A 14811-nucleotide genomic window follows, 5' to 3' on the forward strand; every position below is an offset into this window, starting at 1 on the left:
TGCTTTTAGGTCAGCAGCGCCGAGCACTTCGCGAATTAGAAAGCCTCTGTCGGTTCTTAAAAGATGGCTCGATACTGAAAGCAACGGCTTGAGTCGAGGATGAGCCGATGGAGGGATGGAGAGGGAGAAAATGTGCATTTCTCGCTTCTGCCTTGTTTCCTTCTGCGTTGTTCCTTCTTCCTTTTGAAGTGCCTCTTGCCTCTTGCTTTAGCAAAGAACTTACCGGATCAAGGCAAAATTGCTAGTAGCTCGCCGCTGCGATGCCCCTGTTTTTTGCACGCGATCTGTCCTTGCGGACGGAGGTGCAACGAGCGGGCCGGGAGCAATCTGTGCTGTAGAAAGTGCAGGTACGCAAACCGGAGACTTTTACTACTTTTGCTTAGTTGCTGTGTCATCTCCTATAGGTAGAAATGACGCCCGATGCTTGTTAGCTTAAACCGCTGGATGTGGCATGGGGTTTAGTGGCGTTTAAGGTTGCGCGGATGACTCACCTTTAATTTATTGTATGTTGAATAGGTGCTTTCAGAAAATTGTTTTCTCAGGGCTGTACTACACTTAAGTCATAAGCCCCCTCTGGTTTCGGGGTCAAAAAATTATGTTTGCTGAATTTCGCGCCCTTTATCCCGCTGGACAGTTAATTTGTGAGTTGCTGACTGTTCATCACGGTAAGTTTGTTGTTCGCTGTCTGGTTCAGGTTGACGGCAAAACTCTGGCTACGGCTATGTCGGCTGCTGAGTCTGTTGAGGATGCTGAAGACCGCGCCCGGTTGCGAGCGATCGCTGTCCTTGGATTTGCTGCGCCCGATCGTGCGATCGCGAGTTTTGATCCGGCTCCGGTTGCACCAGTTGCTCCGATTGCTCCGGTTGCTTCCGTTGCTCCAGTTGCTCCTCCCCCTCCCCCTCCTGCTGCTGTTCCGGTTCCTGTTGGGCCGACAAGTGTTCCTCTTCCGATTCTAGAAATGCCTGTTGCTGACAAATTGCCTGAAACATATCAAAGCAATTTTGTCAAGACTGAAACGAAATTAAATGAAGAGCCGATCGCACCTGTACCGGAACCGCTGCCGCCAACGGTTGATCGCGTCGAGGCTACTGGATTTGTACCAAAGCAGTTAGACTCGGACGCTTGGCTTTCTTCTAGCTACGGCGAACCCCTTCAGGAACTGGATGTACCGACTTCTAGCGAAAGTGAACTGCTACAGGGTGCGGCCGAAGTCAGGGAATTGCAACCGATCGCGGTGGGAATCCCCAGCGATGCGATCGAGGATAATTCTGATACGATCGCCCAAATAGATGCCATCCTCAAACGCCTGCAATGGAAGAAAAAACAGGAAAGCGACTGTCTCGAACACAATTACGGCAAGTCGTCTCAGAGAGAGCTTTCTACCGAACAGTTGGTAGATTTCCTAGAATATCTGGAAATCTACAGCAGAACTACTGAGGAAATCAAGCGGTTGAACTGGACTCCCAACCAAGGAAAAGATTATCTCAAACAAGGTTATGGCAAAGAAGCGCGCCATTTCTTAAATCAAGTAGAATTGCTCGACTTCCTGCAATATCTCGAATCTTTGCCTTAGTAATTCTGTAGGTTTCTAGGTGTGATTTTTTTAAAAAATAGCTACATATAGCAGTTTTCAATTGTATGAAAAACAGTAAGGATTTAACTATGATGCCGTATCATGGGCCCCAGCATCTGTAATTCACTCCACTGAAAACTGCTATATGACTGTTAAAAATTAAAAATCAAAAATGAAGAATATTTCCTCATTTTTGATTTTTAACTTTTTATTTAGACCACAGCGGCGATCGGGCGGCTGGCGGAAGGACGGCGATCGATCACTTGATCGACTAATCCGTAGTCCTTTGCTTCTTCAGCGGACATGAAGAAATCCCGTTCGGTATCTTCTTCAATGCGGGAAAGCGGCTGACCGGTATGGTTGGCAAGATGTTCGTTCAGGCGACGTTTGTGGTACAAAATCTCTTTGGCCTGAATTTCAATATCGGTTGCTTGTCCTTGAGCTCCGCCTAGAGGTTGATGGATCATAATCCGGGAGTGAGGCAAACTCATCCGCTTGCCTTTAGCGCCGGCACTCAACAGAAAAGCGCCCATGCTGGCTGCCAAACCGAGACAAATAGTGCAAATGTCGGGGCGGATGTGGTTCATCGTGTCAAAAATGCCCATACCTGCTGTTACCGAACCCCCTGGGGAGTTGATATAGAGGTAAATATCTTTCTCCGGGTCTTCGGCGTCTAAAAATAGCAATTGGGCAACGATCAGGTTAGCCAAATCTGAGTCAACCTGTTGGCCCAAGAAGACGATGCGATCGCGCAGGAGTCGCGAGTAAATGTCAAAGGCGCGTTCGCCGCGACCGGATTGTTCTATAACTGTTGGGATCATTGACGCCTGCCTGCCTATTACGTATCTTTTTTTAATTTTAGCGATTAGGGCTCAGTTATAGTTAGCGATCGGTGGCGGGCGATCGAGAAATCGGCAAAATCCTTTATTTGGAACGGATTGGGGCGGTCATTGGGGAAATTGTGGCGGGGGTGCGATCGGAAATCCGATCCTGCAGGCGATCGATGTTGAGGAAGCGGACATCAATAAACGTTGTTATGTGGCGATCGTATCATTGCCAGAACTGAAATCGCTCGATCGCCGCTGACACTAGGAAAATGGTCTAAAAATTCATCGACCGAATCACCAGCTTCGAGATAATCAAGTAGAGTCTCGATCGGGACGCGAGTGGCGATTAAGACTGGATTTCCCCCTAAAATATCGGGGTCGCTATGAATGATAGGTAGTGTGGATGTCATATAAAAATTTTTGGGAGTCATGAATCTGATGACGGTGGGCGATCGTCCAATTCTACTAAAGTTAGTTTTACACAGGCGCGAACAGCACTCCAATCACGTTCGGATAAATGCCCTATCAAAATCAGGTTGGCAGAAGGCGGTAAAGTAAGAATGAAACTGCGGAAAACAGATACAATTCTCAAACCTACGGATGCCCAATCTTGCAGAGTATAGTCAGTAGAGCCAAGATTTGTTGTCTGGGTAGTGATTAACCCAACTATGAAATCAGGGCGGTTTCTATGATAAGTAGTCGAGGACAAAACCACAACAGGGCGACGTTTAACACCTGTGACACCAGGAAAATCTGCTGTTACTACATCACCAGGATTGAATTTCACTAATCCATCTCCTCACTCTCCGGGAAAAGTGTAGCTGCGTATTGCAAAGAAAAGGTTGTTACATCGAAACAATCTTCCTCACTCCAGGTATCACTTTGTTCGACGACAGCGACATTATGCTGTGATAACTCGTTGAGGATCAGAGTTGCCAAGCGTAACCGTTCCGTTGGTGACAAAGTGTGGACAACTTGAATATAGATTTCTTGAGCTGTAGTCGGCATAAAAAATCCTCCTGCCTTAAATTGTAACCTAAACAGGCGTCCCGATCGGAAGATATCCCTTTTCTCATATCATTAGAAGAGGTATATCCACTACAGACGAAACTACTCAAATTTTAATCGCCCAACGACGGCGGTACATTCCATACAAAATTAACCACCAAAATAATACCGCAGTCACCGCAAATGCTAGAGAACCATTCAGCGGCCCCGCCCACGGCACAAACCAGTTTTCATAAATCCAACTGTAAGTTGTTGGAGCATTTTCACCAGTACCGATATGAGTTTTCAACAGGATTCTGGCGACAATACCGGAAGCAACAAACAGAAAAATTGCATTCAATCCCATGATTTCAAACGGTTTCCCCCATTTCCAATCCTGCACTTCAATTGTTTCGTAGCAAAATGCTAGCAATAGTAAAGCCCAACCAGCAGTAAAAACTACATAAGAACTTGTCCAAAGTTGTTTGTTTATCGGAAATAAAAATCCCCACAAGTGGCCGATTACCACGCAACTGAGACCGCAGATTGCTAAGTTGATACTGGTGCGGGTTTTGATTTGCTGTACTCGCAGCCATTCTCCGGTAAAGTAGCCTGTGAGGACTGTGACAACTGCGGGTAAAGTGCTCAACAATCCTTCTGGATCGAAGGGGCCGCCTTTGTACAGGTGTTGGCTACCGAGAATTAGCCGATCGACATATCCTCCTAGATTCCCTTCTGGCGTGAGTTCGCCTGCAGTGTACCCCCCTACAGCAAATACGGTTAGTGCGCCCCAATAGCCCAAAAGCACGGCCACAGCGAGCAGTTTTTGATTGCGGGGGGGAAGGTTGAGAATAGCGATCGCACTGATGAAATAAGCTAAGCCGATGCGCTGCAATACTCCCATGATGCGGATTTTACCGAAGTTTTCCACTGGGGCGCTGTTGAGAAGTACGTCAAGGGCGATCGAAGATGTATTTAGCAGCAATCCTAATAGAAATAGAATCGCGGCCCTGCGCGCAATTCGCCAGTAAATATTTGAAGAAGGAAGAAGGAAGAAGGAAGAAGGAAGAGGGTTTTTGGCGGATTCTGATTTTTCCTTTGTTTGTGTAATTTTTGAGGTTTCTATTCCGGTTTTTGGATAATTTTGAAGATATTTAGGCAGCGAGAAAGACATCGCGCAGCCAACGATGAACAAGAAAAACGGAAATACTAAATCTGTCGGGGTGCAGCCGTGCCATTCTGCGTGCTCTAGCGGCGGATATACCTGTTTCCAACTACCGGGGTTGTTCACTAGAATCATCGAGGCGATCGCAATTCCGCGAAAAACATCAAGGGATGTGAAGCGCATAAATTAAGTTATTTGTTAACTGTTCACTGTTCACTGTTCACTGTTCACTGTTCAGTATCTTAGCTGATGCCCATTCCCTAATTCTTTTTGGCCCCATGCCCCATGCCCTATTCCCTATATCTCTATCCCTTCCAGAGTCATAATGACTGCATTCTTCATCAACATATCGCAGCGTTCTGCATAAAAAGATGCTGCCTTATCATATTTGTTGATTTGCAAAACGCGCAAAAACATTTGCCTTGCTTGCGCGAATTGCTGCTGGTAGTGAAAAAAAATTCCCTGTTCAAAATAAGTTTGAGTTTGTGCTTTTAGTTCGATCATTGTCGGCGAGTCGCCATCGTAAATTTCAAATACAGCAACAGGTGTTTGTTTTCCTTTGACTTGAACGCGATCGAGAAACCGGCACTTGTAATGTTGAGGATCGTCTATTCGGCAAAGGGTTTGGACACTAGCTACAATAGCAACTCCATAAAGCTTTGTCAATCCTTCCACGCGGGAAGCTAAATTAACGGCATCAGAAATCACCGTACTTTCCATTCGTTCCGCTTCGCCAATCGTACCTAACATTAAAGTCCCCGTATGCAAACCAATCCCTATCGAAATAGGTTGATAGCCACTGTTTTGCCTGTGTCTATTATAAATTTTCACTTGATGCTGCATCTCAATTGCTGCTTGCACAGCATCTTCAGCCCTGTTAGGAAACAAAGCCATAATCCCGTCACCAATGTATTTATCTATAAAACCGTTATACTCGCGGATAACTGGGCCAACTCGACTTAAGTAAGAGTTAAGAAATTCAAAATTTTCTCGGGGAGACATACTTTCTGACAGACTTGTAAATGAGCGAATGTCGGCAAACATAATCGTCATTTCTGCTTGTACAGAGTCTCCTAGTCTGGCATCAACGATGCTTTCTCTTTTGAGAAATTTCAAAAATTCACGGGGTACAAAACGGGCTGAAGCAGCAGCTATTTTTTCTAGTTCGCTTTTGCTGGACTCGATTTGATTGAGTGATCTAAATGCTCTCAGTGCGGTGACTACTGTGGTAAATAATTTTTTATTAGTAAGTTCTGTTTTTGTTTTGTAATCATTGATATCGTAGCTGACAATTACTACATCTTCTGGCACTTGTCCGGGCTGTCCAGTGCGTAAAATAATTCGCACAATTTGATTATTTAAAATATCGCGGATGTATTTAACTACTTCCAAGCCTGCTTCTTCTGTTTCCATAACTACATCGAGTAAAATTAATGCTATGTCGTAGTTATTTTGGATTATTTCTTTGGCTTCTTTTCCTGAGTACGCGCTGATAAATGTTATACTTTTACCTTCAAACTTAAAATCGTTTAACGCTAGTTTAGTAATATTATGAATTTCTATTTCATCATCTACAATTAATATTTTCCAACTTTCTTCTAGCGGTTGTTGTTCCGCCTCGTCTTCCTCGGCAAATATTAATTCATCGTCGCCCGCCGCGATTAATTCGTCATCGCCTGCAGCCAACAGGTTTTTACTAGCTTCTGACATATATCGTTCTCCTATATAAAACTTATATCCATGTTGGCGGTCTAATAACTAACTGCTCATTTTAGCGGGAAATTCAATCATAAATCTTGTCCCTTTATTTAGTTGACTTGTGCAGCTAATTGTGCCTTTTAGTTTTTGAGTAACAAGGTTATAAATAATGTGCAGTCCCAATCCCGTGCCTCCCTGACCTCTTTTGGTGGTAAAAAACGGTTCAAAAATTTTACTGAGATTTTCTGGGTCAATTCCTTTGCCGTTATCGGCATATTCAAATATTAGCCGATCGCCCTCTAGTTTGAAATCAAAAGCCAGAACTCCTTCATCTTCTCCATCGTAGGCGTGAATTAGGGAATTCAACACCAGATTTGTCACAATTTGACACACTACGCCGGGGTAACTGTCCACTACAATATTTTCATCACACTTAATCTCTATTTTGTGCTTAGTTCTTTTGAGTTTGGCACTTAAGGATGTCAAAATTTCCTCTAGATAGTTTTTAACATTAAACGTGCGTTTTAACTCGCTCGACTGATCTACAGCTACTTCTTTAAAACTGTGAATCAAGTCTGCTGCCCGCGTGAGGTTAGATAAGATCATATTACTGCTTTGCATGGCGGTATCCAGAAACTTTTCTAACTCGGAACGTTTGATTTGACCGTTACTGTAAACCTCAAAAAACTTTGTGGCTTTTTCCGCAAGCAGGGAGGCGGCGGTGATGCCGATGCCGATGGGAGTATTGATTTCGTGGGCAACACCTGCAACCAACCCTCCGAGGGCAGCCATTTTTTCCGATTCTACCAGTTTATTTTGAGCTGATTTTAAGTCTTCTAAAGTTTGGGAGAGTTCGGAGGTACGCTGCTGTACTAAATTTTCGAGATTCAGATTGAATTGGTGCAAGTTGGCGTAAAGTTGGGCATTTTCGATGGAGATAGAAATTTGAGAAGACAGCAGTTTTAATATTTCTAACCTGTCTTGGGTAAAAGCGCCTGCGGTCAGATTGTTTTCTAAATATAGAATCCCAGTGAGTTGACCTTGATTAATTAACGGAGTGCAAAGAATTGATTTAGGTTGAACCGCCATTATATAGGGTGTGCGAGTAAATTGTCCTTCGCGGCTGGCATCGTTTAAAACTATACTTTCCTGGGTGCGGGCGACGTAATTCACAACTGCAACTGCCAGCAAAGTTACTTCTTGATCGTCGGCTACAAAATCTATCGCAATTGATTGCATGACAGCAACGCGATCGACATCTACAGATCCTGATGCTTCAATCACCCATTGACCCTCTTTTTCTAGTATTAAAAACCCTCGTTGCCCCCCGGCATTTTCAATAACAATTTTCATCATTTTTGCCAGCAGTTTGTCTAGAACTATTTCGCCGGCTAAGGTTTGCGATGCTTTCACTGCGGTAGTCAAGTCTAGCACGCCTGCAGCGTCGTTCGTAGTGGAAGAAGCGCTGCTGGTAGATTTGTGAGTTTCAATATTAGTTGAAATCGAGCCGGAAGTTAGCAAGTGCGAGTATTTCGATTCTAAATGCGCTGCTTTGGCTGTTGCTCCCCAGCGCTGATAGCAATAACGCGCTTCTGTCAAGTAAGTTTTAGCATTTTTTTCTCGTCCTATGGATAGATAAAATGCTCCTGCCAATTCTGCTGCTAGTGCTTGTACTTGTATGTATCCGTTTTCTTCGGCTCCGTCAATTGCGCGATCGTAATATTCCATTGCTCTCTCAACATTGCCCAAAACACGCGCTTTTTCTGCCGTAAGTAAGTCGCATTTGGGCTGAAGATTCATCGGCGCAGAAAGCGCTTTTTGTTGCAGTTTTTTTCGGTTACTCACAGCGTAAAAAATATGCTCTTCTTGTTCCTCTTCTGTTGCCGATGGATAGGCAGCTAGGCGGGCTAGAGAATCGTAAAACTGGTATTCAGAAACATTAATAAAGCCTGCAACTCCGTCTAAATATACTTCGGCTTGCGCTGAATTTTCTAGCGCTGTAGCGGTATCTCCAAATAAATAGGCTAGTATTAATTTTTGCAAATAAAAGTGCTGTAGTCCCACCCGATCGTTAGCTTCCAACAGCAGCGACAGCAATTTTTCTTCGCTGTATACTTCACCTAATACCAGGTGTGGGCTTTCCAATTTTCCCATCAATTGCAAAATAGTTTGCCGATATATTTGATTCCAAGTCAATACAGTGTCTTGCTTGAGTTGAAACAACAAATGGTTGTAAGTTACCATTCTCCGTTCCAGTTGTGGCAATTCTTGACCGATGAAATACAAAGACTGACAAATATTTACGGCTGAATATCCAACAGATTCTAAATCCCCATTTTCTAGCGCGCTTTGATAAGCCTCCTCTAATAGTGGCAATGAGTCTTTAACGTGATGCTTGCCGTTCATCAAAATAAATGCTACTAAATTAAGCGTTTTGCTTTTGAATTCTAACGCATTTAATCTATCGCTCAAATTTAAAGCTAATTGACCAAAGCGATCGCCCGATTCAATATCTCTAACTATTCCTCTTAAAATTGCTCCGTAATTAGCATAACCGAAGGCAGAAAAAGTAGAGTTTCCGTAATTAATAGATAAATTAACTTGCTCGCACACAATCAGTGGCAGCAGCACAGGTTCAACTATAAATGTAGCTGACAACATACTGGAAAGCACGCGCATAGTTGCTAATTTGTGCGGATTTGTCATAATTGGCAAGTCAATTAAATCTTCTATTTTTTTTTCTGTTAAATAAGCTGCAGTTTTAGCCATTGCTTGCTGAATGTGGAGGGGAATCGGCGATTCGGGAAATTGGATTCCTAACATTTTTAGTGCTTCCCGACCAATTTTTACCGATTCTTGGAGTTTGGTTTGCATCGCACAAGCTATGATTCTGATTTCAAACACTTTGATTTTGTCTAGTTCATTTGTTGCGTGTTGCAGGACAATTATCGCCCATTTTTCCATTGGTTCAAAGTCGGTATTCAGGTAAGCAGCTTCTGCTGCTGACTCGTAGAGTGCCAGAGTTAAGTCGTAGTCAGTTTGCCAACTTTGGGGAGGAAGCAGTTCAATACCTGCAGTTAAATATTTGAGGGCAAGTTCGTAAGCTGCACTTGCTTTTGCTTTGCGGCCAGCAATTAAATTTAATTGGCATAATTGAAATTGTTCTAATTGGCTGCTGATAATTTCTTTCGCTAAATTTAGTTGGTTTACGGTATCAAAAATATGCTCTTCTAATTGCTCTGGCGGTGAATTATGCAGGAAAAAGTTGCCTATTTTGAGATGGATTTTTTGTTTTTCATAATCGGATATTAAAGCATAAGCTGCTTGCTGCACTCGCTCATGCAAAAATTTGTAAGTGGCGCTAGGAATATCAGCCACTGGTAGGGAAAATTTATCGGTAAAGTCTCTAGATATTGTGTCTGTTACTTCTGTGCTTGCTGCTAGTGCTATCGAAATTTTGTAGGCGTTATTCACGAGCAAAATCAGACCGGACTGAAGTGCCTCCCCGAGGTCTGTTGCTGCGGACGCCAGAGGTTTATCGGCGATTGTCGAGAGAATTTTTAAATCAAATTTGTTCCCGATACAAGCGGCTAATTTAAGCAGTTCTTGGGTATTCTCTGAAAGCTTCTGAATGTTATCTATCATTAATTCTACAACATTGTCAGTTATTCCCATTTCTTGTATTTGTTCGATATCCCACTGCCACTCGCCGATAATTTGGCATTTTTTCACAATTCGCTCTGAGATTGGTTGCGCTAATCCCGACAGTTTAGGTTCAGCTAACTCGACCAAATTCTCAGAGGATGAAAGTTTAAATTGAATTAAACCTTTTGAGTAAATGAATTTTATTAATTGAGTTAAAAAGAAGGGATTTCCAGCGGTTTTTTGCCAAAGCAATTCTGCTAAACTTAGGGATTTTTCTGGGCCGCAGTTCAAAGTATCGGCAACAAATTGGTTGACGCTACTTATATCTAAAGGCGAAAGGGCGATCGCCCTCACAGTCCCGCCTGCTTTTTTAATTGCTTCGGCGGTCAGCGTTAGGGGATGATTTGCATCTACTTCTTGCTCTCTATAAGCTCCAATTATTAATAAATATTGAGTTCCCAGGTCAGTTGCTAGCAGTTCTATTAACTTGAGAGATGCTGAATCGACCCACTGCAAGTCGTCCAGAAAAATTACTAGGGGGTGTTCTTTTTGAGCAAAGACGCGGATGAAGTTTTGAAATACTAAATTAAAGCGATTTTGAGATTCATTTGCTCCTAAATCTGGGACGGGGGGCTGCGGCCCAACAATTAGTTCTAATTCGGGAATAGCTTCAATAATTACTTGGCAGTTACCGCCGAGTGCTTTTAAAATTTTTTCTTTCCAAACATGGATTTCTGCGGTATTTTCGGTGAAAATTTGTCGCAACAAATCTTGAAAAGCTTGGAGCAAAAAAGCGTAGGGAATATCGCGCTTAAATTGCTCAAATTTGCTGTCAATAAAATACCAGTTTTCCGGCCGAATCGGCTTGTAAACTTCATATACTAACGACGATTTGCCCACACCTGCAGAACCAGCAATCAGCACAATTTCTGTATTGCCTCGCCTCATCCGCTGGAAGATACTGAGAAGCATATTAACTTCTGCTTCTCGCCCGTAAAATTTTTGGGAAATTTGCAGGTGACTTGACTGATCTTGCTCGCCGAGGGTTATGTGGGAAATTTCGCCTGTAGTTTGCAGTTGATCGAGACAATTTTCCAAGTCGTACAAAAGTCCAAAAGCACTTTGATATCTGTCTTCGGCGGTTTTTGCTAAGAGTTTTATGACGATATCGGAAACGACTTGAGGAATCTCCTTGGTTTTTACTTGATTGATTCTGCCTTCGATGCTTCTGCTTTGTACTTTTTGCTTTCTGTTTTCACAAGGAGAAACGGGCGTTTTGGCAATATGGGAGTGTACTAATTCCATAGGATCGATCGCCTGAAAAGGCAATTCGCCACAAAGCATCTCATAAAAGGTGACACCTAAAGAATAAAAATCGGTACGGTAGTCGATCGCCCGATTCATGCGTCCCGTTTGTTCAGGAGACATATAGGCGAGAGTGCCTTCGAGTAAATGGGGATGGCTGGGGGCGAGGTTTTCGCCCGGTAGCAGGGAGGCGATCGCAAAATCAGCTATCTTGACATCTCCTGTCTCGATATTGACAATAATATTGCTGGGTTTAATATCCTTATGGATGATGTGGTGTTCGTGGAGTTGCCCAATAGTTTCTGCTAGTTTGATGCCAATATGCAGAAATTGTTGTAACTCTAGCTGGTTGTTGCTGAGAAAGTCTTTTAGGGAAATCCCACCAAAATCTTCTAAAACTAAAACAGGAAAGTGATTGTAGGTTTCTATTTTGTAAAGCTTGACTATTCCGGGTAAATTCAAATTTTTAAGAAGTTCGGATTCGTGCAGCAGTTGGGAGATTTGCGCTGGGCTAGGGTATGGAGGCATGAGAGTTTTGAGGATGACGGGTTTTTGTTCCTCAAGCAGCAGACCTCGATAAATAACTGTGTGAGAGTTTGTATAAAGTTCTCCGTCAATGCGGTATCCCGGAATAGAAATCATGATAGTTGGGGGTAATTTCAAAGATGCGGTTATACAATTTTAGATTTTAGATTTTAGATTTTAGATTGGAAATGATTGATGATATAAGGGTTTGGATTGCGGGCTGAGAGTTGCATTCTTTTTGACCACAAGTATTATTAAGTAAGTGGAAATACATATCGTCTGTCGAGTGCGGTTTTTACGGCAGTAAACTGGCTACTATTCTATAGCTTAACTAAATTCATCCCGAAAGAGTCCTCCTAGATACTTTTTTTGTCGCTTATTTAGTTATCTATATTTTAGTCTTCAAAAAATCAGAAGTCGCACTTTGCTATCCCGCCAGTGCCAAAATAAACGGGTGCGTGCAAATCAACAGCTAAAATCTAAAAAAATCATGCAGAATATAACTGCCTCAAATCCAGCTAATGCGACCGATCGCGCTTTTGGCACCGCAGACATTCAATTGCTGGTAGTGGATATAGACGGCACGATCGCAGGTTTGTCAAATACCATCCGAGAACCAGTCAAGCAGGCAATTTTGGCTGCCGAGTCGCGGGGAGTGAAAGTGGCCGTCGCTACGGGCAGGATGTACCGTTCAGCTTTGCGTTTTCACCGCGACATCGGCTCAACCTTGCCACTGATTTGCTACCAGGGCGCATGGATTCAAGATCACGCTACTCAAAAACGGCTGCGGCACTTGCCGCTGTCGAAACAAACTGCTCTGCAACTGTTAGACCATTTTGAAGAACCGCATTTGCGACCGCTGCTTTCGATCCATTTCTACATTGACGACCAACTTTACGTGCCGGAAATTACCCCAGCTACCCGAATTTATGCCGAACGATCGGGCATTGAACCAATGGTGATTAAAGATTTGCGGCGAGATCTTCCGGGGGAACCCACGAAAGTTTTGGCATTGTGCGAGAATCCGGGGGTACTTGACGGCTTGCTCAGCAGTATGCGGCAGCGCTACACGCCTGCGGAGCTTTATTTGACTCGATCCGTTGCTACTTTTTTTGAAGCTACGCATCCTTTGGCAAATAAGGGAGATGCGGTGCAGTATTTAGCGGAGGAACTTTTGGGTTTACAGGCGGCGAATGTGATGGCGATCGGTGACAATTTTAATGATGTGGAAATGATTGCCTACGCGGGCGTGGGCGTGGCGATGGGCAATGCTCCTGATGGCGTGAAGGCTGCTGCTGATTGGGTGGCGCCGGATGTGGAGGAAGATGGGGTGGCGGCTGCGATCGAACAATTTGTTTTGGGCGATCGTTGATATTTGTAGCACAAATACCGCAGGGGCGGGTTTAGCGGCGACATTTGAAAAAAATGTATATCAACCCGCCCCGACCCAGCGACAATTTATTATTATATAACTGTCTAGTTTTGACTTCTATGCAATCAAATTTTGATGATCTAAAAAGATCCACATTTTCAGATTTTTCCCGATCAAGTGGAGTCAATTACTTTTTTTGCAACATCAGAATATTTATTTAACGAACCGCGAAGACGCTAAGAACGAGAAGGAAGAATGGAAGAAAGCGGGGCGGGCTTACAGATATTCTGGATGTAAATTATAGATAATTTAAAACTCTTAAAAATGCCTTGCAACAGAAAAAGCACCGACGACTGGCCGTGTTTCGTCTCGGTGCTTTTTCTGGTTCGCTCCTCACACGTCCATCAATATAGCTGACTCAGTAAATTGTGTCAATACTTTTTACAAAAATTGTTTTTTGAGTCGGCTGCTGCCGGGGTGTCGGTGCGGTGGAGCAAGGCAAAACTCCTGCACTGCAAGGGTTTGACTCGATCGCCCCAGGGTTGGGTTGAGCAGAAAAATTTTACTTCAATTCCAGCAGCCAGTCCAAAATCAGAGCGTTGACTTCACTCGGCCGCTCGTCGTGGGGACAGTGGCCTGTGTTGGGAATTGAAACAAATTTCACTGGTTTATCGTTGCCGGCCAATTGTTGATAAATCTGGCTGCCGGCGATGGGCGTCCAGGGGTCATCTGCGCCCCAAAGTACCAATAACGGACGATCGACTTTGGGCAGCAATTCTGAGGGTTGAGGGCCTGGAGGGGCTGTGAGAATCGAGGCGAACACTTGTTGAGCTCCGGACTCGCAGGAGGGGGCGTGCAGGAGTTCTACGAGTTCGTCAGTGATGGCTTCGCGGTTCCCGTAGACTTGGCGCAGGGTGTTGCGGATGCGGTGTTTTTGGCGGATGTTGTTGAATACAAAGGGGCCGATCAGGGGCGATCGAACTAATTTAGTAAAAGTCCCCATCACTACTCGCAGCGGGAAATTCAGTTCGTCTGGCCGATGGTTGAGCCCGCCAGCACAGTTGATTAAGACACCGCCGGCTGATATTTCTGGATGGTTGGCGACTACCATCAAACTCAGCAAAGCGCCGATCGAATTCCCGACAAATACCGCCGGTTCTAGTACCAGATCCGCCCAGAAATCAGTCAGCAATTCTTCCCACAATTCCAGAGTGTAATCTAGGGCTGGTTTGGCGGAAGCACCGAATCCCAGCAAGTCCAGCGCAAATACACGATAGCCGCCGGCCGCGAGTACGGGGATATTTTGCCTCCAATGTCCGATCGAAGCCCCAAATCCGTGAATCAAGATCAGAGGGCGGCCTGTTCCTTGGACGGTATATTGGATTTTGTGACCTTTCCAAGTCCAAATTAGCTTTTCAAAACTTGTTGCAGATACTAATTGTTGTGCAGTCACGGCTATTATGTAAAGTTTCGTTAACTACTTTCATCATAGCAGTAGTCAGTAGTCAGTAGTCAGTAGTCATGAATTATTGGTTATGTGTTATTGGTTATGTGTTATTGGTTATTGGTTATTGGTTATTGGTTATGTGTTATTGGTTATTTGTTATTGGTTATTTGTTGTAATGCCCAATGCCCAATGCCCCATGCCCAATGCCCCATGCCCAATGCCCCATGCCCGATGCCCCATGCCCCATTCCCAATTCCCAATTCCCAA

The 14811-nt window shown here is 44.0% G+C and carries 10 protein-coding genes; 2 read left to right on the top strand and 8 right to left on the bottom strand.

Annotation, left to right across the window (positions count from 1 at the left end; translation table 11 throughout):
- The first annotated feature begins 595 nt into the window (after positions 1 to 595).
- Complete coding sequence (locus QUA03_RS03855) at positions 596 to 1573, top strand: hypothetical protein (protein WP_333209807.1); 978 nt, start codon at positions 596 to 598, stop codon at positions 1571 to 1573.
- A 212-nt stretch (positions 1574 to 1785) separates the two neighbouring features.
- Here the strand turns inward: QUA03_RS03855 and clpP are convergent, their stop codons facing one another.
- The 7 genes from clpP to QUA03_RS03890 form a co-directional block, all read right to left on the bottom strand.
- Complete coding sequence (clpP, locus tag QUA03_RS03860; protein WP_006635758.1) at positions 1786 to 2394, bottom strand: ATP-dependent Clp endopeptidase proteolytic subunit ClpP; 609 nt, start codon at positions 2392 to 2394, stop codon at positions 1786 to 1788.
- A 200-nt stretch (positions 2395 to 2594) separates the two neighbouring features.
- Positions 2595 to 2810 (bottom strand): DUF433 domain-containing protein, encoded by a 216-nt coding sequence (locus QUA03_RS03865; RefSeq protein WP_333209810.1) that lies wholly within the window; start codon positions 2808 to 2810, stop codon positions 2595 to 2597.
- A gap of 17 nt (positions 2811 to 2827) precedes the next feature.
- On the bottom strand, positions 2828 to 3187 hold the full coding sequence (locus tag QUA03_RS03870) for a type II toxin-antitoxin system PemK/MazF family toxin (RefSeq protein ID WP_333209812.1): 360 nt from the start codon (positions 3185 to 3187) through the stop codon (positions 2828 to 2830).
- On the bottom strand, positions 3187 to 3408 hold the full coding sequence (locus QUA03_RS03875; RefSeq protein WP_190741010.1) for a hypothetical protein: 222 nt from the start codon (positions 3406 to 3408) through the stop codon (positions 3187 to 3189). Before QUA03_RS03875 ends, QUA03_RS03870 begins: the two co-directional genes overlap by 1 nt.
- A gap of 106 nt (positions 3409 to 3514) precedes the next feature.
- Positions 3515 to 4735 carry a heparan-alpha-glucosaminide N-acetyltransferase domain-containing protein gene (locus tag QUA03_RS03880; protein ID WP_333209816.1) on the bottom strand — a complete coding sequence of 407 codons (1221 nt, stop codon included), beginning with the start codon at positions 4733 to 4735 and terminating at the stop codon, positions 3515 to 3517.
- Positions 4736 to 4849: 114 nt separating this feature from the next.
- Positions 4850 to 6262 carry an adenylate/guanylate cyclase domain-containing protein gene (locus tag QUA03_RS03885; RefSeq protein WP_333209818.1) on the bottom strand — a complete coding sequence of 471 codons (1413 nt, stop codon included), beginning with the start codon at positions 6260 to 6262 and terminating at the stop codon, positions 4850 to 4852.
- Positions 6263 to 6310: 48 nt separating this feature from the next.
- Positions 6311 to 11842 carry an ATP-binding sensor histidine kinase gene (locus tag QUA03_RS03890; RefSeq protein WP_333209821.1) on the bottom strand — a complete coding sequence of 1844 codons (5532 nt, stop codon included), beginning with the start codon at positions 11840 to 11842 and terminating at the stop codon, positions 6311 to 6313.
- Positions 11843 to 12215: 373 nt separating this feature from the next.
- Between QUA03_RS03890 and QUA03_RS03895 the strand changes: the two genes are divergently transcribed.
- On the top strand, positions 12216 to 13097 hold the full coding sequence (locus QUA03_RS03895) for a Cof-type HAD-IIB family hydrolase (RefSeq protein ID WP_333209823.1): 882 nt from the start codon (positions 12216 to 12218) through the stop codon (positions 13095 to 13097).
- A gap of 562 nt (positions 13098 to 13659) precedes the next feature.
- On the opposite strand, the gene QUA03_RS03900 is transcribed toward QUA03_RS03895, so the two are convergent.
- Positions 13660 to 14550: an alpha/beta fold hydrolase gene (locus QUA03_RS03900; protein WP_333209825.1), complete on the bottom strand. Its 891-nt coding sequence runs from the start codon at positions 14548 to 14550 to the stop codon at positions 13660 to 13662.
- Between the last annotated feature and the right edge of the window lie 261 nt (positions 14551 to 14811).

The sequence above is a fragment of the Microcoleus sp. S36b_A4 genome, assembly GCF_036700645.1.
GTDB lineage: Bacteria > Cyanobacteriota > Cyanobacteriia > Cyanobacteriales > Microcoleaceae > Microcoleus.

Excerpts from the sequence above, each read along its gene's own strand:
- QUA03_RS03885 (WP_333209818.1), bottom strand. The coding sequence starts at position 6,262 with ATGTCAGAAGCTAGTAAAAACCTGTTGGCTGCAGGCGATGACGAATTA.
- clpP (WP_006635758.1), bottom strand. The coding sequence starts at position 2,394 with ATGATCCCAACAGTTATAGAACAATCCGGTCGCGGCGAACGCGCCTTT.
- QUA03_RS03890 (WP_333209821.1), bottom strand. The coding sequence starts at position 11,842 with ATGATTTCTATTCCGGGATACCGCATTGACGGAGAACTTTATACAAAC.
- QUA03_RS03880 (WP_333209816.1), bottom strand. The coding sequence starts at position 4,735 with ATGCGCTTCACATCCCTTGATGTTTTTCGCGGAATTGCGATCGCCTCG.
- QUA03_RS03895 (WP_333209823.1), top strand. The coding sequence starts at position 12,216 with ATGCAGAATATAACTGCCTCAAATCCAGCTAATGCGACCGATCGCGCT.
- QUA03_RS03865 (WP_333209810.1), bottom strand. The coding sequence starts at position 2,810 with ATGACATCCACACTACCTATCATTCATAGCGACCCCGATATTTTAGGG.
- QUA03_RS03875 (WP_190741010.1), bottom strand. The coding sequence starts at position 3,408 with ATGCCGACTACAGCTCAAGAAATCTATATTCAAGTTGTCCACACTTTG.
- QUA03_RS03855 (WP_333209807.1), top strand. The coding sequence starts at position 596 with ATGTTTGCTGAATTTCGCGCCCTTTATCCCGCTGGACAGTTAATTTGT.